Genomic DNA, 25,280 nt, shown 5'->3' with positions numbered 1-25,280 from the left:
GAGCCGAAAAAATCCCCCCCCATATTAGCCAGGCAGTAGAGATCAACACGCCTCTATCTACCAGTTGGCGCTGGAAAACTATCAAGAGCAGAGCACTAACCCCGGCCAAACCAATAATCAGAAGAAGATATCCCCAAAAACCATAGCGTAGTGGTCGAGATCCTTTCTCTTGGTTCATGAAAATAGCTCCTTCGTAATGAGACACATCCAACCAGAAGATTGTGGCTTTTGATAAATAATCAGTTGGTTTTGTGAGGTTTTTCTTGCTGCTTCTACCATCATGCTCAAAGACAGACCCAAAATAAGTTCTCCTGGAGGGCCGAAAGTCAGATCAATATAATGAACAGGTTTCTTTTTAGGTAATATCCAATCATGAGAATCTGCATATAAAGCGATATTCACCGCGGTATTCTCTGTATCACCCGAAAACCAAACATGCTCTAATTCATTAAAATCTAATTTGTTGTAATCAAAAAGCATATTTAGATCATCTGACAGATTTCCGGGGGCTAATGGCATTAGCCTTCCTAGCCCTGCCAAAACGGGATAACCATGTGCGTTAATAAATTCTGGTGAGCTAATCAGTTGCGCTGAAATAAGTTCACTGGATTTTTGCTGTATGTTATTAGGCCAGTTTTGTAAGCACAAAATTAAAATCATGCCCTCGATTTCAGTTTCAATATTTAATTCATTGATTTCTTCAAGAGAAGAGACAAATTCAGGTAAAAGATCCCACTGGCCGAAAATAGAAGTTTGAACTGTTTCACGATGAAGTGCTGAAGAGTGTAATACATATATGGTATGTAAATGATGACGATAACCTGAAGACTGACTTTCGAGCTTATTATCAATCTCATTTAATCGTGATGGTAAAGTCTGTTGGTCTCCCGATAACGGGCGGGCCTTTTGAGGATACATAGGGATTTTAGCTTGCTCCCCCATAATTGAGCTAATACCGTCAATCTCTGGGGTCAATAAAACATTCCCCACAATAGCGAGCTGCTTTCGACTCCATTGCTGCCATTGCGACTTCGTTTTTTGTGATTCTTCATGCCAGGCAAACGCAGATGCACCTGACTGTTCATAACGGTTAAGTATTACCCCGAAGATACAAAACCACAACAGCAGGGCTGGTAATACACCATAAAGGAGTATCGGAATATATGTCGAAAAACGGCCAATAAATAAAGCTAATCCTGCCCCCATTATCAACATGATGACTAAAGTAATTATCCACAAGCTATAACGAGGCGGAGGTAATACCGATTGCTCAGGGATTTTAGGAATAGACCATCCCATAATTATGACTCGATACTATTTTCAGGATGAGAACTAATAACTCGACAACCACAAGCACACTGACAGTTATTCACTACAACAGAAATTCCTTCTTCCGTCTCAGTGGGTGATCCTTCAATAATTTTATTATTTCCATGCCCTTGTATGGGACAAGAAACTAAATCACCGACTAATGCAACCTGCACTCCATTAATAAACATGGTGGATGACGCTGTGATCACCTTTCCCCCATGGGTAGTAGCATCACCTAAGCAAACTAGTCCTGGCATTCCTTTCTCCTTAGTTATTTCTGCATTTAATGAGACAATTACTCATCCAAGAACGCTCCGGGCCTGACTCTTAACGTCTGGCTTATAGCATCCCAGAAATTGACTATTTCATTCTGACTATAAGGTGATGGCGTTAATTCATCATTAAGCAGTTCCAAGCTAAATACAGGTTTTTTAATTCCACCGACTTTTTCATTGGTGATGAGTATAAAATCATAGCGCTGATTATCATTTGACGAGTATTTCCCTACTGCAAGTAACTCTTCAGTATCTAGTTTGTTAATCTTGCGCATTCCCTTTCGTAATATATAACCATCATTTGATAAGAGATTATGCTCAATTTCCCCACTGCGGTCTAATAAACTATCATTTTCTTGAATGTAATTATTTATTGACACACCAAACCGTAACTGGCTGGTATTGCTGCTTTTATACAGAGTATCTATACTCTCTTGATCGCTTTTATTATCAGCAATAAAAGCATTTGGGATACAACTTCCTGCCATAGTCGGGATTACATTCTCATTCCTACCTTGGATCCTTACCAGTAGATCATTCAGCTCTGACATCCGTTCAGATGTTGTGTCTGTATAAACAGTAGGATATGAGCTACGATCACTTTTATAGCGGTCCGCCATACCATTTGTTAGCTTGATCTCAATTTTTATAAGCACTCCATTACTGTATAAATATGCCTCTAACATCCTAAAGGCATCATCGACATTTGGGTTTTCAACTCTTTCAAAAATAATGCCTTTAAGCCCATGTGGTAATTGGTAAGTATTTTTCAGGTAGGGCATATCGATGTTAGATGTACTTTTTGTCGCAAGAAGTTCTTGTTCGCGTAACCGTATATATTGCTCAAATGCTGGTTGATAGATTCGATTAGTTATTATTTTACTGTTTTTAATTTTTATTAGATCATTACCAGAATTACTATATGATGATGGCAAATCGATCAAATACCGACCAATACATCTTGTTTGTAAATTACTCAATAAATTATCCATGTTTACCTGTTCTTTATCGGTTAGCTTTACTTTAAAAAAAGAGGATGTTTTACCATACATGAACCATAATACAAAGCCGGCTAAAACCAAAGCTACTAATGTATAAATTAGTATGTTGTTTTTTATTTTCATTTATTGTAGGCCAAAGTAGTTTTACTCACATCTTGAGATATTTTTATTATAGAACGAAGAGTGAATAGTCGTGAATTCTCTGTGTCAGTATTTTTAAATGCTCCCTCATGATCAACTCCTACACCTAACATTCCGTGTAATCCATCATTAACGAATTTCGCCCCTTTAATTGGAACAGTACCATCGCCTGCATCTTTAGGGGGGGCGATTATATAAGTTTTTTCTCTCCATATATTTTTTTCCAAACCAATCTGCATTTTAGCAGTGCGATAATTTTTTATTTCATAATTATATGGATCTTTTATTACTCCACTATAAGCTATTTCTGATATATCTTTGTTTTTATCATAATAGCCACCGGCCTTATCCTTCCAGTAAAGAGTCTCATATGAGGGGTATTTCTCACCATCATTACCATAAAAAGCATATGTATTTTTATGAAATTTCCCGTCTAACTTTTCAATAAAGCTCTTAACATCTTGTATTAACAACTGAATGTAATTGTTCCAATCACTATCTGAGGCTTTTTTATTATTTGGATTTATTAGTCGATCTTCACATAAAGCCCACCAAGGAGTTCTCTGGCTATATATCTCTTTGAAAGGATCACTTTTTGGTAATCCACCTGATACCCCCTCTATCTGCAACCATCCCAGTCCATAACTTATGCCAGGCAAGAGCTGTAAGGGTCCTGGTGATTGTGCTAAAACAGCAGTCATTTCGGAGCCTGAGCTACCAATAACACGCCCTACATTACCTGCTTCGCCTGCTTTCATTCTTTTATAGGTCATTGGTGACCCGAGTGTAGGCATCACACCATGAACAATTCCCAGAATATTATCTTTTCCAGCTGCGTTCTCAGAATAGTGACGTGCAACAAAGCCCCCCATAGAGTGAGTAATAATAATAACTTTTTCACATAGCATATTTTGGGCGCTATACCCACTAACAATTGAATTTACTCGTTCTTTTAGGACTGTTGCTGATTTTTCATTTGACTGTAGCCAGTTGTAACCCACTACATGGACGGGAAATAAATATTTATAACTAAGTTCGATATCGTCCTTAGTGAGATTTTCCTCTCCAATCTCAGCATTTAGATTTTTGTTCTGCAGCTGTTCACGTAGAGTTAGATGACCATTATTGTTTTTTTTATTTTTTTCCATTAAATCATGATCATTTAACGCACCCTGAAGCCAGGGTAAAAACTGACCGTAGCTCACATACCCCACTTCTCCCCACCCTCTATCCCTGCGAGTGCCAAATTGTTTAACTTCACTTTCGTACTCTGGCTCTATTTTCCCTCCTGAGTCTACAAATGTTCTTTCTGGCGAAAGTAAATCTTTCCTTTTTTTTGCCCCTACCGATACCCAATCCCAAGCTGTGCCAGCTAAGCTATCTAATCGCCATATAGGCTTACCAGATTGGTCCATCAAATTACTCCCCATTACACCCGGCAAAAAAATCACCGGAATAACCCTGTCAGGTGTTTTGTAAATGGTGGCTTTTACATCTTTTCCCTTATCGTCAGTTATTACCGTGTAATTTTGTCGACCACTGTCATCATAACTTTGCGCCGCAATGTTATTTCCTAACGCATCATTCATCTCTTATTCCTTATTCTGTAAATAAGCTTTCAGCGAATCAATATTCACACCCGATTGCTTCGGTGCGCTTCCGGAAGAGGCCGTGGTGAGTGTCTGTACAGTTCCATCTCCACTCACTAACTTGATAATCTGTCCGGCGACAGGAGAATCACTGTATGGCCAGCGGACTTCAGGTGTGATCGCAAAATCGGCGCTTTCCCATTTTTGAGCCGCCTGGCTGATACTTTGCCCACCAAACTTCTGCCACACCGCGCCGCGCTCTATTATTTTATCCGGTGCTGCACACTCCACAGTTCCATCGGCTATGCGGATATAACCCCCGCCGCTTGTCAGTATGATTTCCTTCTTCGCACTGATGATGATTTTCCCTTCACTGCTACTAATCCGGATATCTTTCAGCGCGTCCAGTGTCATCTCATCACCCTGCGCCTGGATCTCCACTCTCCCTTTGCTGGCAAAAAGTTTTATCCCCAACTTCTGGGCATACAGACTTATTCGCTCTCCCGCAGCCACGGTCAGTTTTTTCATGATACTGAAATCTGTATTACCTCCACTCGTCGCCGTGATGTTTTCTCCGGCTGACAGCTGCAGTGTTTTCGGTGTTACCTGTGCTATCCCTTCAGGAGCAGACAGCAGTAATACAGATTTCTTCAGCTCATTCAGTGCTTCACTCAATAAAGCTTTCTGCGTTTGCAGGTCGGCAAGCTCTGCCTTCGCTGTTTCTGCTGCACTGCTCAGAGATTCCGCCAGACTTTGCGCTTGTTGTAACTGACCCAACGCCTCACTCATATCCAGCATCTCCCCCCCAGCAGACGGCTGTTTATCCGCACTGATAAACACCCCTTTGCCCCCTCGTACAGCTACCCAGTCATCCGTTCGTAGCTCGGCACCTTCACCGCGGAGAACTCGCTGAGCATCCACGTTATGCCCCAAGTTCAACTGGGTTTTACCGCCGTACTCGGTGCTGAGTTTGATATGCTCTTCGCCACGTTTGTCTTCCATACGCAGCTTGTTGAAAGCAGGGGTACGGATCACGTTGCGGGTGTTATTTTTTTCGGTTACATGGTCGGTATGGCGTGAATCGTGCAGGGCATGAGCGATGTATGGGCGGTCCGGGTCACCGTCGTGAAACGCGATAGCCACTTCGGTGCCCTGTATCAGTGGGAAGTGAATGCCGTACACATCGCCACCATAAGGTTTGGCGAGTCGCACCGGCATGCTCTCCTGACCTTGTGCTTTGTCGTCCTGATCCGCATCAAATTTCACCCGATACAAACCGGAGGTATCCTGCCAAGCATAGATATCGTTCGACTTGGCACTGGTCACCCGTGCCATCATGGTGCCACTGACTTTCGGGCGTGGAAGCAATGCCGGACGCCAGCACAGGGTTTCACTGTATGGGACTGCCATCCAGTTCACCACTAATGCATCTTTGCGGCTGGCACTGAAGAAGGTGCCGGTAATAAGAAGACCGTTGTTCATAGCTGTAGGGAGCGTCGGAACGATGGCGGTTTCGGTTATCGTCAGCACTTGCCCAGGGCTGAGGGTAGCATCATTGCCCAAGCCGACAATGGTTGTCTGTGCCGATAAAAAACGTTCATGGTCGAGGCGTGCCAAGAAGTTGGCTGTTTCAGCAGTGGGATCTGTTTTATCACCGGTATCCAGATGACGAGGTTTGTAATGATACACTTCGCCATAAGTCACCTCGTCACTCTCGCCACGAGTCATATCTACCTTGGCAGACTGAAGGACTTTCTGAGCTTCACGATGATTGTAATCTTTGGTGGTCACATTGGCCTGTACCACATTGTGCTGCACACTCACGTCCCAAACAGACAATGCACCACTGTCACTCATCCCTGACGGGCTGTTCAATGATAGTGTTTTTCCAAACTCATAGGCACTCTGCTTATCAGCAAAATGGACCACTTCAGTCTGAGTGTCCGACTGCAAGGTGAAGAGGTAAAATATCCCCACCTCTGAAAGCAATCGTTCAATGAATTCCAGATCACTTTCCTGATACTGGTTTATTTGCTCACGTTTTGGATAGATCTGCTTCAGAACAAACTCATATTCCCAGTCTTTAAAACCATGATCCTGAAGTATCTGCTCTACCACTTCGGGTACCGATTTGTTGACAAAGAAACGGTGCGTGCGGAACTGATTGCGCAGCAGTGCCAGAAATGGTGACAGCGTTATCTGGTATACTGCCTGGTCTTTTGAGCCACTGATCCGCTCAAAACTCGTCACTACCCCATGCACTACCTTCTGCTCCGAGAGGTTCTGTAGCAAACCCGTCCCCATCGTCAGACTGGCTGATTTGCGTAGCAACTGGCTGGCATCAATGTCTTTGTCTGTACTGGTGAAGTGGACTGTGTAGCAATACAATTCACTCAATGCTTCCGTCCCCACAAAATCCTCCACATCCAGAGGAGACTGGCAAGAAGGAATATCAAGGCGGTAACGATTTAGTGTGGTTTTGGTGATGGCTGATAGCGTGTTTTGAAGTGTATCAATGATACTCATGGGTTTTACTCCGTGTAACAACCTGTATTCCATGGGTTTGCACACCGCATAGCCAGTTAACAGCCGACAGGTTTATTTTGAAGGGGAGATTATTATTTAAATTATTCAGTTCAGTTATATAGCCAATACCCGGCCTTGGCTGATTCAATAAACATCCCCACCGTTAATGGTATTTTGTTTTGATTAATGGCTCTTCGTGAAAATACGGATTTCACCTTCCAAGGGTAATAGCTATTAAGGGAAAATCCGGCAGGCTGAACATTAAAATGTGAGAAAAATCTTTCCGCCATTTCAGCGATATCATCTGCTTCATGCAAATTCTGTAAGGGGGTATCATCGTCAATATCAATTTTTTTCATGAATAAACTAGTCACCAACGGTAACTCGCTTTTGACAAACTCTCTGACCTTGTCTTCAATTGTCATGTTCACCAGATTTTATCCTCCGGCCGCGCGATGGTGTTATATTTGCTGACGGTTTTGAAACTTATCGTGGCAACATCCGTCGCCAATATAATCCACCCTAAAACGGGAACCGCTCTTCCTGCAAATGCCCCCAGATTATTAACCCAAAACACTCTGACCCCGCTTAATGAAAAAGATTTTTTTGTCAGTGTTGGTAAGATGCGCTTTTTGAATTTGTAGCTAAGATGCTTGCGAAAAAAGAGTGATGCATGCGATGTCCCCTTCGTTGCTGTATTGGGTTTTCCGGGTACGTCGACACTATTATTACCGAGAATTATAAAAGCCACACCAATGATATCTTTGATGCCCAGTTGATTTTCAGTTTCATCCACTAATATCCAAAACAGCAACTCATAAGCCGTCAGGTTATTTAATCCATTAAAAAAATAAGTACCGTTAAGTTCTTCAACCGTATCCATAGGTATAATTCTCCCTAGCAATAGACTAGCCGCACTTGCTACGTTTCCGCTTTTTTTAGAGATGAGCATTTTCTTAGTTAGGTAACATTGAGTCCTTAATCACCAAACTCCAGCACAATCCCTTCTTCTTCATCCCAGCCCAAGGTCAGTGACGTGGTACGTGTTTGTTCCGACATCCGTTGCAACAGTTGTTGACTCAGCACCGGTAAAATCTGTTGATTGAGCAAGCTATCAATATTGCGTGCCCCGGTGTCTGGCAATAAACAGGCAGCAACCAAGGTGTTATACAGGCTGTCACCCAGCGTACATTGCAGGCCATAATGTTTATGCAGGCGTTTAGCCACCTGTGCTAGCTTCATTTCGACGATGGTTCTCAATGCCACGGCATTCAGTGGACGGTAGATCAAGGTCTGGAAGCGGGCCAGCAGTGCGGGTTGGAAGTGATCACGCAGGATCGGACGCAGCATTTCTTGCAGATCGCTATCGGTAGATTGCGGTTGTTCGTCTAATAACTGCATGATGTGGTCGCTGCCCAGATTGGCAGTCATCAAAATCACCGTGTTGCGAAAATCGATTTCACGTCCTTCGCCGTCGCGCATAAAACCACGATCAAACACTTGATAGAACACATTCAGCACATCGCGATGGGCTTTCTCAACTTCATCCAAGAGCACCACACTATAAGGTCGCTTGCGCACTGCCTCGGTTAAAATCCCACCCTGCCCATAGCCGACATAACCCGGTGGCGAGCCTTTAAGTTGGGAAACGGTATGTGCTTCCTGATATTCGGACAGATTGATGGTAATCAGTGATTTCTCACCACCGAACAGTGTGTCGGCCAGCGCCAGTGCCGTCTCGGTTTTCCCTACACCACTTGGGCCAACCAACAAGAAGACACCCAGCGGGCCATTGTCTGCGGTTAAGCCGGTTTTAGCTGCCCGTAGCCGCTGGGCCATATCTTTCAATGCGGCATCCTGGCCTACGACTCGAGTGGCTAAATGATTCTCCAGGGAGAGCAGGTTAGTTTGCTCATCTTTTAGCAAACTGCCCAAGGGGACCCCCGTCCAATCAGCGATGACAGTGGCAACAGTACGCACATCGACATCCAGTGATAGCAATGGCGTACTGCCTTGCAACTCACTCAATTGCTGTTGCAGTGCATTGATCTCAGCCTGACGGCTGATGTCATGACGGGTTTCCAACAGTTGTTGCGTCAGGTTTTTTTCCTCAATGTACTGATTCTCCAGCACCGTCAGTTGTTCACCTAAACTTGCTGTTTGCTGTTCAATTTGCCCCAGACGATCAGAATTAAGAAGGTTGCCGAGGGCAATGTCTTCCAGCAGAGCCTGTTGCTCCATCTCTAATGCGCTAATCTGCGCCTTCAGCCGGGTTAACGCTTCCGGTAAAGTATCAAGGCTCATGCGCACGCGAGCACTGGCCGTATCCAGTAAATCAACTGCTTTATCTGGCAGTTGGCGACCCGTGATGTAACGGCGTGACAGGCTGACCGCTGCTTTCACCGCCTCATCAGTAATGTGGACACCATGATGTTGGGCATAACGGGACTTCAGGCCACGCAACATTAGGCAGGCCATGTCGTCATCCGGCTCGTCGACTTTAACAATCTGGAAGCGGCGCTCCAATGCAGCATCGCGCTCAAAATACTGCTTATATTCCGACCAGGTGGTCGCGGCAATAGTGCGTAATTCACCGCGTGCCAGTGCTGGCTTTAATAGATTAGCGGCATCAGCGCCACCCGCCTGATTACCGGCCCCGATGATGGTGTGGGCTTCATCGATAAACAGCAGCACCGGCGTCGGTGATTGTTGCACCGCTTCGATAACATTTTTCAGGCGTTGCTCAAACTCCCCCTTCACCCCAGCTCCCGCTTGCAACAAGCCAAGGTCAAGCGTGCGTAGGCTGACAGCTTTTAGGCTATCCGGCACATTGCCTTCGGCGATACGCAATGCCAGACCTTCAACCAGTGCCGTTTTTCCTACTCCCGGTTCACCCACCAAAATGGGGTTGTTCTTACGCCGTCGCGACAAGATATCCACCATCTGGCGGATTTCATTATCGCGGCCAAATACCGGGTCAATCTGCCCAGTTTTAGCTTTGGCGGTAACATCCAGAGTGAATTTATCCAACGCTGCTTGCAGAGCGTCATTGAGTTGCGGCTGGCCGCTGGCAGAGGGGGTAATCGCTGCCTCATCGGTCAGATTAAGCGGGCTGTCTGCCAGCGCCGCCGCCTGCTGAACCTCGGGACGTTCGTCGGATTGGTTGTCCAGCAGCGGTAACAGGCGGTGTAACTGGGTGGTGCTCAGGCTGAGCAATGGCCAGGCGGCATCGGCGGCTAATAATGACGGCGTGGCAATCAGCGCTGCCTGCAGATGAACGGAACGCACGGTATCGGCGTTCTCCTGCAACGAGGCATCCAGCCAGGCACTTTTGATTAATTGCTGCAACGCGGCTGACAACTGGGGTTTGCCCTGCACCGTGCGCGGCAAAGTATCCAGATGGGCCAGCAACCCCTGCCACAGGCTGTCCATGTCCCACTCATAACGACGGGCAATCACCGTGATATCACCTTCGCCCTGCTCCAGCAATTTCAACAACCAGTGTTCGACGGTGATCTCGGCATGGGCACGGGTTTGACACAGGGTTGCAGCACCGGCCAGTGCCTGCGCGCAATAGGGATTTAACCGACGTAATAAGTGTGCTGAATGCGTTGTCATAAACTCTCTTCCTTGTGTGTCATTTACCCTGTCAGGCACGCTACCGCCCATAGCCATATCCTAAATAAGGAAACCGAGGCCCATAAGGTCATCAAAGGGTTGTTAATTTTTGCTGAACCACCGCGTACAGTGACTCAGCAAAAACAAAAACAGCAGACGGCAAACCGTCTGCTGCAGGTATTACGCGGTAGTACGTTCGTTCCAAGAATCGGAATGAATGATGTTGCCGTCTTTGTAAGTCCAGGTGATTTTTTCGTAACGCAGTTCAATCGCTTCGAGGTGATTGTGTTTCTCTTTAGCTGGATCTTTGATGTCATGCATCTTCGGCGCAACTTTCACCAGTTTCACGTTCTCAAGCTTGGTGTTGAAATACTCAACTTCCTGGCCTGCATCATTAATGCGGTACCATTTAAATTCCGCAGATTTCAGGGTCTGACCGGTGGTTACAGCCTTATACAAATACGGGCTGGAAGAGTCGATTTCTTTGGTGAACAGGAATGGGGTATGAATACGGGTCCCTGTCAACTTGCCGGTGTTGTTGTCCGTCGGGATATACAGGTTGTGTTCCTGTGCCACGATCTCGATGCTGCCTTCACGATCTTTAACGTCGACGGAGCCTTTAATGTCCGCACCGCCGTCATCTTTCAGCCACAGATAAACTGGAATTGCCATGGTTTACTTCTCCATTTCTTGAGTTGATACGTCACTTTCATCCTGTGACGCTGTTTTTATGCCTGGCAGGCGACAGGCATCGGCCTGAGGTACCAGACTGATTTCGACACGGCGGTTGAGCGCACGGCCCGCTTCCGTATCGTTAGATTTCAGCGGGCGACTCTCGCCATAACCCTGTACGGCAAAGCAACTTTCCGGAATATCTCCGGTATCGCGCATCCAATTGCGTACCGATTCCGCCCGCTTAAGTGACAAAATCTGGTTGGACTGACTATCACCCGTGATATCGGTGTGACCCGCAACCACGATCAACCAACCAGGTTTGGCCTTAATCCCGACCAGCGCATTGATAAGCACTTTGGTGGAACCCGATTTGAGTATTGATTGACCCACATCGAATAGTGACAGGCTATCCAGACGCAGCGTTTTTGGCCCCTGAATAATGTTGTTAATAACCGGTGCTGGTGGCGGTGGTGGTGTCCAGCTATTGATTGCAATTTCAAGCGGAGCTCTAAGCCGTAGGCCCTGATACAGACCCAGTGACAAGCGCATCGGTGCACCACTGCGTAACCAGTCATCCAACAGGCGTGCATCCGTACGCAGTTGTTGCTGAGCCAGAGTCTTAGGGGCGTGTGGCGTACCGGTAAGTCGGTTATACAGTGACAAATGATCGCCCACACTCTGGACCAGACGCTGGTTATTAATAAAAGAGGCCAGCAGGGCAAATAATAAAAATACCCCACATAACATGCCCGCCATCTGCCAAGTTTGCATCAGACGAGAAACACCACGACGACGGGGCAGATAAGGCAGTAACACTTCTGGCAACGGCAGGTCATTTTGCTCTGGGATAGCCACCGGGGTCAGAGTGGTGAGGCTACGAATGTATGTCTGCCACAGATTGTCCTGACGCCCCGTCACCGGGGTAAAACAGCAACCCCATGCGCATGGAATCAGTGGAGGCACATCCCCTTGCCGTTGTGTCAGGATGCTCAGCACATGTTCATCAAGCCAGGAGAGAAGACTTTCCATCCATAATACCGAGCTCAATCTTTCCTGACCGTTACCGGAATCTTGATGCCGGCTCCATTCAACCAGTGGCATCATCCCTGCCCCCACTTCCTGAACCTGAATACCTTTCTGCCCCGGAGTCACCATGTACCAACGCTCTGCCTGCGTTGATGAAATCACTGGCGGCGAAAGCCAGGTGCCCAGCCAGACAGGTGGGATCCCCGCAAGCCATCCTTTGCACTGCACGATAGCCCGTTGCCAGGCACGCAGCGATTGTGAAAAATCGTCCAGATCCTGATGCTGCTCTGGCACGATGGCCAGTAACACAGAGATCTGTGCAATCAGTGCCGGACGTTCCGCCGCCAGATATTGTGCAAATATGGGCAGTTGTTCTGGCATTTTCACCGCCAGATACCAACCTTGATGAGTTTCGCGAAAAGCAGCTGAGGAGGAAAACAGGGCATTGCTATCACCGCAAACCAGCACGACCGCGCCCTGAAAATCTTCAGGTGGCAGCGTTGAATCTGCAATGGACTCGTGAGCCACTTTATGGCGGTTGTGCTTACGCCACTGGAAATAACCCACACCACCGCTGAGAATGGCAACCAATATACTCAGAGCTACACGGCTACCCGTTCCCAGCGGCCAAAAACCCAGGATCAGCCACAGTGTCAGGCATGTACCCAGCAATAGCAGGAGTAACTGTGTTAATCCACGCATCCGCTAATGTATCCCTGTCAGTTGAGACACCATATGCGCAAGCTGGCTGGATAACGTAAACCACAATGCGACCAGTATTACCACGCCAGCGGCCCAGGAAACCCAATAAGTCTTGCGCCCGGATCGTAGACGCAGTGAGCGCGAGACCAGCGGTGTGTCCTGTGAAGAGGCAAACGGTGGCACCAACAAACTCAACTTACGCACCACATCTTCTCTACGCTCGTCTCCCTGTTCACGATAGCGACCGGCAAATCCCAGGGTCAATGCACGGTAAAAGCAGGTCAGCACTGCGGTATCCGGTGCTGGCTCCTGTAACACAGTGCGGATCCGTTCCCACAATTCCTCACCTGCATTCAGGGTATTGAAGTAGCGAGCCTGAAGTGGGTTTTTCAGCCATTTGGTATAGCCGCTGTCCTGCTTCTGGCGGTTCAGAACACTTTCATCCAGTAACGCGCATTGGGTATACAACATATGGTCACAGCTAATTTCGCTAAAACCGGCATGTGACAGCGTCTCACGTGCGCCATCAATCCACTCACAGGCACGGCGATACAAAGCCTCACCGTCTTCAATTTCCTGGCCATTACGCAACTGGCTAACCATCAGCCAGCAGGGATAAAAAACTGCATCAACCACAGATGTATTTATTTTGCTCATGAGCGCAGCACCGCAAACAGTTCGAGTTTGATATCACCCAGCGAACCTGGGGTGTAAAAAGCACAGTTACCCGCATCCAACATGGCTTGCGCAGCTGCCCCCTTGAGATCAAGGGCGAAGTACTGATTCTCTAAACGTAGCGGGATAGCAGCAGGAACGTGAGACAGAGGTTTCATCGCCACACCGTTGAGTGCCACATTGACCACATCTGACACATCCTCCACGCTACCGGCTTTACACAACAGCGGGAACTGGGTTTGCAGCAGATGGTTGGGGATCGAAGAGCGAACAGAGAGATAGAAATCAGCCCCTTCACGCAGTCGAGCATCGTGCAAAGAACCGGTCCAGAATTGGCCCTCGTGAGTCAGCTCAATCGCCACCATACGGGATGGCAGACTGGCTTCGAGCAGAGCCTCAAGCAAGGTGAACAGCGGCGGGAAAACCTGCTCCGGTAGGTCATGCTGATAAAGTGGAATGTCTTCAGCTTTATGCTCAAGGGAGAATGTCAGCAGGCTACCGGCAAGGCGGACAAGTTCGCGGTAGAACAGTTCGGGATGGCGCGAAGGTGCCTGATACAACTCCACTAATACTGGCTCGGCACTGTTTAGCGCATTCAGCAACCAAAATAGCGACACATCAGCTACCGAGAAATCGGCCATCCGCTCGTTACTTTCACGCCGCATTGCCATCAAGCGACGTCGACGAGCCTGCAGACGGTGAATGAGATCCCCCAGCTCCGTCAACACAATCTGACTTGCCGCCAATGACAGCATCGGTGGGATAAAATTCTCATCCTGCATCCACAGCCCTTGGGCATTGCGTATCAACCGCACCACCGGACAGGTCAGATAGGCGCTGTTCTCCTGGTGAGCAAAACGCAGTGTGACTGCGTGGCGCATGATCGCCAGCTCGGTACGCTCATGGCCGGCAAGCTCCTGTACGGTAACCCACTCCTGTTGCCAGCGGCGAGGGCGCGCGCTGTCTTGCCCATCATCCAGATTGCCACCGTTAGCCGACAGCAGCGGTAATGCCAGCACCACGTCCACGGCGTCACGATCTGAAACGGCAGACAAATCGCAGGCAGGAGGCAGGTTATCTGCCCGTTCAGAATCAATTAGCGTGCCATCAGGAAAGCGAACCACCAGTTTAAGTACATTCAAACGAGAAAGCGCCAACGACCCCTTGTCGAAGGCCGCATCAATAACTCCCCATGGAGATGCCAGTGCCATATGTGCCACGCTGTCTGCCACATAAGCATCCCAACGAGCCTGCTGCTGGAATTGTTGCGGGGCCAAAAAGGCCCCATCGTTCCACAAAGGACGATAAATCTTCATCGTGCTTCCTGCCTTAAGCTTTAGCCTTCGGCATCTGCGAAACTAGCGACAGATTGACGTCCATACCTTCAACCTGGAAGTGCGGTACGGCATACAGTTTGACGCGGAAGAAACCTGGGTTGTCTTCAATATCTTCTACGGTGACTTTTGCATCACGCAGTGGATGAGAAGCCTGTAAATCATCACCCGGATCAGTCATTTCAGTGACCAGACTGCGCACCCAGTTGTTCAGTTCCAGCTCCAACAAACGGCGGTCTTTGGTGGTACCGATATTTTCGCGTTGGATCAACTTCAGGTAGTGAGCAATACGTGACAACAAGAAGATATACGGCAGACGGGCATTGATACGGCTATTGGCTGTCGCATCCGCCGTTTCATACAATGCAGGCTTCTGGGTAGAGTTAGCCGAGAAGAAGCAAGAGTAATCACGGTTTTTGTAGTACGACAGTGGGATAAAGCCCAGATTGGCAAATTCAAACTCGCGGGTTTCTGGGATCATCACTTCTGAAGGGATTTTCACCTGATTACCGGTGCCCAAATCGTACAAGTGAATAGGCAAATCAGTCACGGCACCACCAGCTTGTGGGCCTCGAATCTGCACGCACCAACCATTTTTGATGAAGCTTTTCACCATATTGGCTGCAAAGGCAAAAGAAGCATTCGCCCACAGATATTTTTCATGATCCGGGCCTTTCACTTCTTCGACGTAGTTAAAACTACGTACTGGCACAGTATCAGGGCCATAAGGCAGACGACCTAATACACGCGGCATGGTCAAGCCGATATAGCGTGCATCGTCAGAGTCGCGGAACGATTTCCACTTAATATATTCGGCACGGTCAAAGTAGTTACCGATATCTTTAATGGCTGCCACTTCTTCCATGGAATCTTTGAGGAAGAATTTAGGGCCAACTGAAGCGATAAATGGCATATGCGCCGCAGCAGAAACTTTAGAAATGTTGCGTAATAGCGCTATATCTTGCGGGCCAGCATCAAACTCATAGTTGGAAATAACCGAACCGATTGGCTCACCACCCGGAGTGTCATATTCCTGAATATAGGTGTGACGATATAAGCCACTCTGGACAATTTCCGGGCAATCTTCGAAGTCCTGACGTAAGTCTTCTTTTGACACGTCCAACAGTTCAATTTTGACATTCTGACGAAAATCAGTACGGTCAACCAAGAACTTCAGGCCACGCCAGCCGGACTCTACACGTTGGAAATCGGGATGATGCATGACCGCATCTAGCTGGCGACTAATTTGGTCATCCAGTGCGGCAATGTGGCCATCCAGTAAAGTTTTATCCAGTTTTTCTACTTTTCTAGACGACTGTTTCAGTAAGTCTAAAAAGACACTGACCGCAGCAGTAACACGTTCGTCAGTTGTAGCTTCTGCCAGTGCATCATTGTTCTGGAAAGCATCAAGCTCGGTCAGTGATGATACTGGGTTAAGATTGATTTTTTCAAACAGTGAGGCATAAACCCCTTGAGTGGATGGGCTATTTTTTTCTAATACCGTCGTAGCACTAGTTTGCGCAGTATTTTCCTGTACAGACATCAGCATGTTCCTTTTCTATCCAATCCAATGATTAACAGTCTTTCGGGGCCAATGCCGCCAATTCCGCGCGAAGTTCATCACTCAATGCATCGTCTTTGAGAATGTTTTCCAGCTCACGACGGAAGGTAGAGTTGTCCAGAAGATTAGACTTAAGGTCACGCAGCAGATTACGCATCGCCAACAAAGCCCTTAATTGCGGAATTTGACGCGCCACGCTTTCTGGTTCGAAATCTTTCATATCTCGGAAGGTCAGTGACACTGCTGTATCCGTGTTATCCCCGGCGAGAGTGTCTGGCACAGCTAATTTCAGGCTCGGTTGGAACTCAGCCAGAACACTGTTGAAATTGTTTTTGTTAATACTAAGCTTGTCACGCTCAGACAGTGGGCGCTGTTCCTGACCATTGCTATAATCCCCCATCACCAACAATTTCAAAGGCAGCTCAACTTTCTTCTGAGCCCCGCCAGTGTGAAGATCTAATTTAATATTAACGCGCGCTTTGGGTATTTCATTCTGGAAGCTTGAAGAGGACATCAACGTTCCTTATTGAGTGAAGGAAACTTAGAAAATCCATTCCTGAGAAGATGTGTAAAAATAATCTACGCTGTCTGGTTCAATATCCACAATTCACCGACAACTCGGGTGTATGAAATAAGAAAATAATTGTTCGTAGATAACCTTACCCATTCACCGGATGGCATAAAACAGTCTCTGGCAGGTATTTTTCGCACACATTAGCACATCAATTAAATACCCAGCGGCGGCAGTTTAGAAACATTAGCCACCCAACACCAATTACTTAAATGTAACAATATGTAAAAATTAAAAAACAATTAGAAACAGATCATCACATTGATATATAAGAATTTTCTTGAATCAGCACAATAACGCGCTGTTATTAAAGGGAGAAAAAAATATCATTAAATCTAAAGTGATACTGTAGGAAATTAATTGTAGGATTCGTCCTACAATATTTTTTTAAAAAATGTGATTTGAAACGGAGATTTATAGTGACAAATATAAGTGGGAAATGGCATATCCATTATCGTAATGAATCAGTTAATTTACAATAATATGAAGATAGCTTACTAATAGGTCAGACCATTGTTCGGTACAATTGATTGAACATCACCAAATAGTCTACTTTTGAAAATAAAAAACCAGAAGAAATAACGGATAAAACCATCAATTACGATTTATTTTGGATGAATAAATCATAATTATCAGTTTAAAAAACTATAAATAAAATCTAGCCAACCAGATAACCCTGCCATCAAGCTTCAATTCATCGCTTCAATTCCAATTAAAGTGAAACGATGAATAATTAGCATATGAATATATTTTCAGTTCACTGCAGAATTTGTCATTTTACCCATGACAAAAGCCAAATTAGCGGCGGCAACTAACGAGGCGGCGTGTGCATCGGTACTCATTTGCTGAGCATTTAATAGACCATTGGCAGCTTCGTTTGCCACTGTGATGGTACCGACACCATTGCGGTAAGATTCCAGTGCGGCGTCATAGGCAATAAACGAGGTTTTCACCAGATTTAATGCTGCCTGATTGGATTCAAGTGCAGATTGCAAAGTATCAGCTGCGACCACGATTTCACGCACTGCCAATTCCTGCGTTTTCTTAAATCCTTCAGCAGCAACCGCCGCACGCGACTCGGCTTCTTTGACCCTTGCGGCGCGTATTCCACCATCATAAATCGGAACACTGACACCGACTAAAATGCTGGAGGATGAAGTTTGCTGGCTGATTCCCGGTAGACCTTGAATATCGAAGCGCCCATCGCCCCCAGCCACAGCCCCGGCAAGATAGACCTTCGGTAAAAAGTCAGCCTCTACAGCTTTGACCCCGGCGGTGGCCGCTTCAACTGCTGCGTAACTGGCGAGCACATCTGGCCGCTGGGACAGGGCCAGACGAATCATCCTTTCTGTTGGAGGGCTGGCAACATCGGGTAGGACCCGAGCCTTAGCATAGCTGACCTTAATCGCCAAAGTGGGTGAAACCCCCATCGCACCAAGCAATGCCTGATAGGCGTCACGTTCAGTGCCTTTTGCCACGACTCGGCGTAGTTCCGATTGTGCGACTTGCTGTTGTGCCAGAGCGACTTCTACTGACGTGGCGATACCATTTTTCCTACGCTCCTGCGCGGCATCTTGAATCTTCAGACTGTTATTCAGTGTCTGCTCGGCGATTTGAGTCTGAGTTTGCGCAGCACCATATTGGAAATAGGTGCGGGTAACATCGTAAATCAGCTTCTGGTGCATGCCATTAAAACTCACATTGGCCGCATAAGAAGTCTGTTTAGCAGCTTCAAGCAATGCGCTACGCTGCCCGAAATCAAAGATAAGCCACTGTAATGCCAGTGCAGGGACAACAGCACTTCCTGAGGTTTTGAGATCCTTCTCACCGCCAATAGCATAAGGTAAAGGGGTGCTAGTGCTCTGGTAACCCCCAATAACACTCGCTGAAATTATCGGTAGGAATACCGCCTCGCCCATGCCCACGGCAAGTGCGGCCTGTCGCGCCTGCTGCCAGGCAATGCGAGTATCAGGATTCTGATTCTGGGCAATATCGATAAGCTCTGGCAATGAGTAAGTATGCTCACTTTTTATTGCCGCAGACTGCGGCAGCTCTGCCACTAACGGATTCGATGGCACTGAAAAATTGCTGGTGCCGACAGAGGCTCCGGCATTCCCATCAGGTACCCAAGGGGTAGAGTAGGAGGTGGGTGCGAGGTCTAAGCGGTCGGTAGCACAACCGGCTATCAGCATGCTCAGACTTATTACCGCGCAAGTCAGACTTATTTTGGCTATCCGGGCCGTCAGTACCACGTGTGTCATCATGTCATCAAGTTCCCAGAAGTTCCTCAAGTCGCTTTATACGCTGTTGAATTGTCATCTCAATCGGCGATGACTCATGCCATAAAGAGTCACTATGCAGCGTTTGTTGTTCAGAAAACAGGCTAACGTCGCCACTTGCCGAGAGGCGATGCAGTTGCTCAGCATCTGACGGAGATTTTTGGCTCGATAAATACAGAGCAGGGCCTAATCTGCCGATTTCCGCCAATATTGCCTGTAGTCGCACGCACTCTTCACGCGAGGGACGTAATTGTTTTGGCTCAAAAGGGACCAGCGCCAGCTCTTCGCGCGCGCCGGTAACCTCAGCTTCAACAGTGGTGGCTTCTCTCAGTGCTGCAGGGCGAGCATGAGATGGCAGCTCTGCCAAATTTGCCAGCCCTGCCAATGCCTTGCTAATTCGCATGCGCACAGTATCGGCAATCGCCACCGGCCACCAGCGGGTGAAGATTAAATACACCACCATATTACCCAGCAGTATGCCGAGCACCCTGTCGAGTGCCACGCCCATATCAGTGCTCGGCCCGAAACCTTGCAATACCGTCAGGAGGAAAGCCAGCCCTATCTGCACACCGGCATAAGCGATACGTTCATTGCCGCACGATACCCATGCGGCCAATATCACGCCGCCAAACACCAGCGCCATCAATTGCCCAATCTCATTCATATATGGAATGATGAAAACGATCGCCAGCACCCCCATTAAGGCTCCAATCAGGCAACCGATAATGCGCAGCACCAGTTTATGCACAGTCTCACCGGTAGTCCCCAATGCCGCAACATAGCAGGTGATCATGGCGGTATGAATATCCTGCCAATCCAAAGCGGTGTAAACCAGGTAGCAAATCAGGGCTGCGGCGGTGGTCTTCAGTGCGAAACGCTGATGAACCGGATTGGTGAGTGCATCAGCTGCAAAGAATGAGTCTTTGGGCGCATCAGGATCTGGCCCATTATCTGCATCAGACAATGCTATTAGCGCGTTTCTGATTTCAGCAATTTCATCCCCCCCATTCTCAGCAGTAAACTGTGGAACAACGGTAAGATGACCCGCAGCAATCGCCTCGCCTGCACCGGTGCAATAAGCCGCCAGTTCAAGCCGCACATTTTCTGGGGTGGTGGCAGGTAAAACCGAGGTTGCCAGCAGCAGTCGATAGCTGCTTTTTACCGCACTTTCGAGCCAGTGTGCCTCCGCCGAGGGGCGCAGATGAAAAATACGCACGAAAAGCGCCCGCTGCTGATGCTCACTTTGCCCTTCCTCTAGCAGGTCTGCCACCTTAGCCATATTAGCGGCATCGGGCTGTCGTAATGCCTCGCCGACCACCAATAAACGCTCTGACAAACTGGCACGTAATAACCGCTGCGGGGCTCGGCCAAGAAAAAGGTTAAAACCAACAATTAACAGCATGGGGGCAACAGCCATTAGCCAAGCATATAGCAGCCCACGCGTTGCTACTTCACCCATGGGAATATCACTGAGCAAGGTCATTACAAAAGCGATGACCAGTGCAATAATGCTGCCTGCCGGGCCAAGTTTGCTCGCCGAACCGAGATAGAGAAACAGAAACGAGCTGACGATCAATGCCGCCATGCGCAGTGGTGCGGCTTCCAATGTGAAATGGATAAGCAGAAACACCAGCCCGACAACCAGCGAAACCAATACCGTGATAGCAATAGCCATCACCATGCTCTCTACGCCATCCGGTTTCATGACGAAGATAATGAGATAACAGCTAATTGCGGATTCCGGGATGCCATAAACCATGGCAACCATGGCCATCAAGGCACATAACACCGCAACCCGCCATGCCATGGCAAATCGCCCAGGGAAAAAGGCCAGATCGGCTTTTGCCTGACGGAGCATACCGTCAAGTGTACCGTCAGCAACCATCGTCATTTCGCACGACAACTACAGCAGTAGCACCAACACGCATCAGTTCTTCCGGTGGATTATCCAGACTGATACGTACCGGAAAACGTTGTACTACACGGACCCAATTTAGCGACTTTGGCACATAAGGTAACCCACGTGGAATATTGAGCAAATCCTCTGAACTCACTCCCCAGCCAATCCCCTCGACCCGCCCCTGAATCGCACGCTGACGGTCTGCCATAACATACACAGTGGCACAGTCACCCACGCTAATATTCTTCAATTCTGTTTCACGGAAAAATGCCGACGCGTGCCAATGCTCAGTATTGATGAGAGTAAAAATGGCCTGATCCGGGATGACAAACTCCCCGGCAGAGACAGTTAACCCCACCACCCGCCCATCATGAGGGGCGCGTATTTGCGTGTTCGCCAACTCCCGTTCTGCAATAGCAAGCGCGGCACGACGAGCAACTACCAGCGCTTCAGAAGCGGCAGTAGTGCTCACCAAAGCTTCTGCTGCAAGAGACTGTTTCAATGCTTGATTTAAACTGACCTCGGCATCGTGTTTCGCCGTCGCCGCATCGTCTACCTGTTGCACCGTCACATAACCTTTCGGCAACAGAGGTTGTAGCCGCGCCAATGTTTGCGTCGCTAGCTTAAGATTGGCCCTCGCCCGTACAATTTGCTCATCGGTGATGGCGGCATTTGACTGTTCGGCTACGACTGTCCTTTGCTGAGTATCTTGGGCAGCTTGCGCCATTTTTAGCTCAGCCTGTGCCTGTTCGACCCGAAAACGATAGAGATCCGGCTCGATAGAAAACAGCAGGTCACCACGCTGAACTTTGCTGTTTTCCTCCACATTCAGCGAGATAATACGACCGGGAACTGAGCTGGAGACATGTACCACACTAGCCCCCAGTTCCGCATCTTCCGCCAATGGGTTCAATGTGGTTTGCCGCACTGAAAGCCAGCCTGATATCACCGCTGCGACCACAATCAGCCCGGCGACAATCAGCGCCAATTGCCGCTTCCCTCCACTCCCTTGTAGCTTATTCATCTTCATAATTTATCGCGCAAATAGGAGTAAGGAACAGATAAATGCCACAGCTAGCGCCAGGCAGACATAGACCAACAGCCGCCATGGCAGCACCTCATCAATACCAACACGAATAAACAGGACGCGTGCAACCACCGCCGCGATAACCCCGATAAATGCGCAAGCCAGCCAGGAAGGGAAATAGGAGCCCAATAATGCAAAAGAGGGAGCCTCTGAGCGTGTACAACCACTCAGAGTCATCGCTAATAACAGAACCCATGATCCACGCCATGAGCTTAGATTTGCGCAGCTTAACCTTTTGAAAAAAATCAACTGTGGCTTCCTAACGTGTTTTTGAATATTTGGCCATCCTTCATGATTACCCGGAATGCAGTCTCTGGATGAGCAATAAGTTGGATATCATTCAGAGGGTCACCGTCAACCAGAATCAAGTCCGCTAGCGCACCATTTTCCACCACCCCTAACTTACCGGGGTAAGGGTTTCTTGGACCAGAGAAGGCACAAAGTTCGGCGTTAACACTGGTCGCCATTTTGAGAACCTCAATCGGTGAATACCAGCGGGTCAGCTTGGCTAATTGCGCGCCCTGCCGGGTAGCTAATCGCGCATCAAACAGTGTATCAGTGCCCCAGGCAGTCTTGATGTGGTATTTCTTCGCCAGCATGTAAGCATTATCGGTGCCGGAGACCATTTCGAGCTGCTTGGCACGTGAGGCAGGACTTGCCATCGGCACGGCATCCTCATCATCCAGGAAAGGTTGCAAGCTCCACCAGATACCTTTTTCGGCCATCAATTGAACCGTTTCTTCATCGACTAATTGACCGTGTTCAATACATTTAACGCCGCCTTTGATGGCCATGGTGACAGCCCGAGCGGTATAGGCATGAACCGTGACGTAGGTGCCCCAGTTATCGGCTGCAGTCACCGCCGCCTGGATCTCCGGCACTGACCCTTCGGTCACACTGATTGAGTCATACATGGAGGCCACCCCCCCACCTGCCATATATTTAAGCTGTGATGCCCCACGCATCAATTGCTCTCTGGCCCGTAATAACACCTGATCAGCACCATCGGCAATCGCAGTCATACCAACACGTTCGGCGTAGCTCAGAGGGTCCGATGGTGTATGGGGCAACTCGCCAATCAGGCGAAAATCACCATGCCCACCAGTTTGGGTAATAAATGCTCCGGACGGGAAGATGCGCGGCCCTTTAGCAATTTGTTCATCAATGGCGCGTTTTAGCCCAAAGACTGGCCCCCCCATATCACGTACCGTGGTGAAGCCGCGCATCAAGGTGGCATCTGCCTCAGCAATGGCCAGTGCCTGAATATAGTTAAAATCTGCCGTCATCGCGGTCATCATTGAGGGACGAGCCATAATGGCGTGCCAATGTGCATCAATCAGCCCCGGCATCAGTACACCGCCACCACCATCAATCAGCTCCACATCCGGCGGAAACTCTGTATCAACCGGCTCCACCGACTTGATCTTGTTGCCTTCAATTAATACCCGCAATCCATCGCGCAAGTGGTCTGAAACACCATCAAAAATACGAACATTAATAAACGCAATCACCCTCACAGCATTGGCAGCGACATCTCTTTTTTGTGCTTTCGCTCCGGGTATTGCCGCCGCAACAGTTGCCGCAGTGATAGGGGCTGATTGGGCTGCTTTCTGGGAAAATACGGTATTAATACGCACGAACGCTGGGCTATGGCAGAGGCAGCCTTCAGAATGAGTCGAAGGGGGTTTGATTAATGGCATATGAGACATAAAGTTCTCCTATATGAACTGTCCCCCCAATCAATAATTAGAGGGCCGCGCTCTCGATCATAGATCAAATTCTCACGTAACAGCTTATTTTTATGCCAAAAGTTGACCAGAAATAGTGATTGCCCTCTTATCCTGACGAGAACAAGCGAGTAGTCGCCGTTATTGTTCTGAGTAGGTGTATTTTATTTTCGTCTATGGCAATATACATAACATATATGTTTCGTATAGGTGTGTTATGGGCATTGTTAAAATCTCCGACCTGATGCATGAGAACCTTCGCATCGCCAGTAATGCCATGAGTCGGTCAATTAATGCACAGGCTGAGCATTGGCTTAAAATGGGTATGCTGGCTGAGCTATATCCCCAATTGAGTCACCATGAGCTTGCCCGAGCCTTGGTAAATGCTGAATTACAGGGCGGAGCTGATATTGCCAGAATCATCCAAAGTGAAACCCATAAGCTTGATAAAAAAGAGAACGCACAATGATATCAGTAAAAATCCACTCGGCAGCAGAGATTGAAATGGCTCGTGCCGCTGGCCAGGCCGCTGCTAAAGTGTTGGAGATGATCACGCCCTATGTGCAGGCCGGCATCACAACAGATGAAATTGACCGCCTATGCCACGATTACATTGTGAACGTACTCAAGGTTATTCCTGCGAACATTGGCTATCACGGCTATACCCGTACTGTTTGTACCTCTGTCAATCATGTGGTTTGCCACGGGATTCCATCTGACAAAAAACTCAAAAATGGTGACATTGTTAATATCGATGTGGCCATTATAAAAGATGGTTGGTATGGCGACACCAGCAGAATGTACTTTGTTGGGGAGCCATCAGTCAGAGCTAAACGTTTGGTAGATATCACCTATTTATCCATGGTTGCCGGTATTAAGGTCGTTCGACCAGGAGCAACGCTTGGGGATATAGGTGCCGCCATTCAACACGTGGCAGAGAGCGCTGGGTTTTCCGTCGTGCGGGAATATTGTGGTCATGGGGTTGGGCAGGAATATCATACCGATCCACAGATATTGCACTATGGAACGCCAGGGGTGGGGATGAGCCTCAAGGCAGGGATGATTTTTACTATTGAGCCAATGATTAATGCCGGTAAAGCAGCAACCAGCGTTCTCTCCGACGGTTGGACAGTCGTCACCAAAGACCGCTCGCTTTCGGCGCAATGGGAACACACCATTGCGGTGACGGAGTCAGGTTATGACCTGCTGACACCTTGGCCAGAAGGCACCGGCGAATACGCGCCAATCTAATCTTTCCCGGTATTCGTAGCCCATTCATCTG

The 25,280-nt window shown here is 48.0% G+C and carries 21 protein-coding genes; 2 read left to right on the top strand and 19 right to left on the bottom strand.

Annotated elements, in window-relative coordinates:
- Window positions 1-174: 174 nt before the first annotated feature.
- The 19 genes from DJ58_RS13475 to DJ58_RS13560 all read right to left on the bottom strand — a co-directional run bounded on the left by DJ58_RS13475 (window position 175) and on the right by DJ58_RS13560 (window position 23,980).
- Window positions 175-1,299, bottom strand: coding sequence for a hypothetical protein (locus DJ58_RS13475; protein ID WP_004711801.1), 1,125 nt, complete (start codon window positions 1,297-1,299; stop codon window positions 175-177).
- Window positions 1,300-1,301: 2 nt separating this feature from the next.
- Window positions 1,302-1,568 carry a PAAR domain-containing protein gene (locus DJ58_RS13480; protein WP_032911749.1) on the bottom strand — a complete coding sequence of 89 codons (267 nt, stop codon included), beginning with the start codon at window positions 1,566-1,568 and terminating at the stop codon, window positions 1,302-1,304.
- Window positions 1,569-1,606: 38 nt separating this feature from the next.
- Window positions 1,607-2,710, bottom strand: a complete 1,104-nt coding sequence (locus DJ58_RS13485; protein WP_226977645.1) for a T6SS immunity protein Tli4 family protein — start codon at window positions 2,708-2,710, stop codon at window positions 1,607-1,609.
- Entirely contained in the window at window positions 2,707-4,317 is a 1,611-nt protein-coding gene (locus DJ58_RS13490; RefSeq protein WP_004711805.1) for an esterase/lipase family protein, read from the bottom strand. Before DJ58_RS13490 ends, DJ58_RS13485 begins: the two co-directional genes overlap by 4 nt.
- Before the next feature lie 3 nt (window positions 4,318-4,320).
- On the bottom strand, window positions 4,321-6,843 hold the full coding sequence (locus DJ58_RS13495) for a type VI secretion system Vgr family protein (protein ID WP_004711806.1): 2,523 nt from the start codon (window positions 6,841-6,843) through the stop codon (window positions 4,321-4,323).
- A gap of 110 nt (window positions 6,844-6,953) precedes the next feature.
- Window positions 6,954-7,268 carry a DUF1493 family protein gene (locus tag DJ58_RS13500; RefSeq protein WP_080544673.1) on the bottom strand — a complete coding sequence of 105 codons (315 nt, stop codon included), beginning with the start codon at window positions 7,266-7,268 and terminating at the stop codon, window positions 6,954-6,956.
- A gap of 2 nt (window positions 7,269-7,270) precedes the next feature.
- Window positions 7,271-7,726 (bottom strand): STM2901 family protein, encoded by a 456-nt coding sequence (locus DJ58_RS13505; RefSeq protein ID WP_004711810.1) that lies wholly within the window; start codon window positions 7,724-7,726, stop codon window positions 7,271-7,273.
- A 95-nt stretch (window positions 7,727-7,821) separates the two neighbouring features.
- Window positions 7,822-10,461 carry a type VI secretion system ATPase TssH gene (gene tssH, locus DJ58_RS13510; protein ID WP_032911751.1) on the bottom strand — a complete coding sequence of 880 codons (2,640 nt, stop codon included), beginning with the start codon at window positions 10,459-10,461 and terminating at the stop codon, window positions 7,822-7,824.
- Between the two features lie 180 nt (window positions 10,462-10,641).
- Window positions 10,642-11,133: a type VI secretion system effector Hcp gene (hcp, locus tag DJ58_RS13515; RefSeq protein ID WP_004711812.1), complete on the bottom strand. Its 492-nt coding sequence runs from the start codon at window positions 11,131-11,133 to the stop codon at window positions 10,642-10,644.
- Between the two features lie 3 nt (window positions 11,134-11,136).
- On the bottom strand, window positions 11,137-12,864 hold the full coding sequence (locus DJ58_RS13520) for an OmpA family protein (protein WP_004711813.1): 1,728 nt from the start codon (window positions 12,862-12,864) through the stop codon (window positions 11,137-11,139).
- Window positions 12,865-12,867: 3 nt separating this feature from the next.
- A complete protein-coding gene (gene tssL / locus DJ58_RS13525; protein WP_071985051.1) occupies window positions 12,868-13,521 on the bottom strand; it encodes a type VI secretion system protein TssL, short form in 654 nt (217 codons plus the stop codon).
- Window positions 13,518-14,855, bottom strand: a complete 1,338-nt coding sequence (tssK, locus tag DJ58_RS13530; protein ID WP_004711815.1) for a type VI secretion system baseplate subunit TssK — start codon at window positions 14,853-14,855, stop codon at window positions 13,518-13,520. Before tssK ends, tssL begins: the two co-directional genes overlap by 4 nt.
- 13 nt (window positions 14,856-14,868) lie before the next feature.
- Entirely contained in the window at window positions 14,869-16,422 is a 1,554-nt protein-coding gene (gene tssC, locus DJ58_RS13535) for a type VI secretion system contractile sheath large subunit (RefSeq protein WP_004711816.1), read from the bottom strand.
- Window positions 16,423-16,447: 25 nt separating this feature from the next.
- The gene (tssB, locus tag DJ58_RS13540; protein WP_004711817.1) at window positions 16,448-16,948 is read right to left on the bottom strand and encodes a type VI secretion system contractile sheath small subunit; all 501 of its coding nucleotides are present in this window, start codon (window positions 16,946-16,948) and stop codon (window positions 16,448-16,450) included.
- A gap of 809 nt (window positions 16,949-17,757) precedes the next feature.
- The gene (locus tag DJ58_RS13545; protein WP_004711818.1) at window positions 17,758-19,269 is read right to left on the bottom strand and encodes a TolC family protein; all 1,512 of its coding nucleotides are present in this window, start codon (window positions 19,267-19,269) and stop codon (window positions 17,758-17,760) included.
- Window positions 19,270-19,273: 4 nt separating this feature from the next.
- Window positions 19,274-21,175 carry an FUSC family protein gene (locus DJ58_RS13550; RefSeq protein WP_032911752.1) on the bottom strand — a complete coding sequence of 634 codons (1,902 nt, stop codon included), beginning with the start codon at window positions 21,173-21,175 and terminating at the stop codon, window positions 19,274-19,276.
- Complete coding sequence (gene mdtN / locus DJ58_RS13555) at window positions 21,159-22,208, bottom strand: multidrug transporter subunit MdtN (RefSeq protein ID WP_032911765.1); 1,050 nt, start codon at window positions 22,206-22,208, stop codon at window positions 21,159-21,161. Before mdtN ends, DJ58_RS13550 begins: the two co-directional genes overlap by 17 nt.
- 9 nt (window positions 22,209-22,217) lie before the next feature.
- The gene (locus DJ58_RS0121720; protein ID WP_050132396.1) at window positions 22,218-22,448 is read right to left on the bottom strand and encodes a YtcA family lipoprotein; all 231 of its coding nucleotides are present in this window, start codon (window positions 22,446-22,448) and stop codon (window positions 22,218-22,220) included.
- A gap of 68 nt (window positions 22,449-22,516) precedes the next feature.
- Window positions 22,517-23,980 (bottom strand): metal-dependent hydrolase family protein, encoded by a 1,464-nt coding sequence (locus tag DJ58_RS13560; RefSeq protein WP_032911753.1) that lies wholly within the window; start codon window positions 23,978-23,980, stop codon window positions 22,517-22,519.
- 235 nt (window positions 23,981-24,215) lie between these two features.
- Between DJ58_RS13560 and DJ58_RS13565 the strand changes: the two genes are divergently transcribed.
- Window positions 24,216-24,467 carry a ParD-like family protein gene (locus DJ58_RS13565; protein WP_004711825.1) on the top strand — a complete coding sequence of 84 codons (252 nt, stop codon included), beginning with the start codon at window positions 24,216-24,218 and terminating at the stop codon, window positions 24,465-24,467.
- Window positions 24,464-25,249, top strand: a complete 786-nt coding sequence (gene map, locus DJ58_RS13570) for a type I methionyl aminopeptidase (protein WP_032911754.1) — start codon at window positions 24,464-24,466, stop codon at window positions 25,247-25,249. Before DJ58_RS13565 ends, map begins: the two co-directional genes overlap by 4 nt.
- Window positions 25,250-25,280: the final 31 nt, after the last annotated feature.

The organism is Yersinia frederiksenii ATCC 33641 (genome assembly GCF_000754805.1).
In the GTDB taxonomy this organism is placed as follows: domain Bacteria; phylum Pseudomonadota; class Gammaproteobacteria; order Enterobacterales; family Enterobacteriaceae; genus Yersinia; species Yersinia frederiksenii.
Note: the sequence above shows the minus strand (reverse complement) of the source record. Positions and strands in the feature narration are given on the sequence as shown.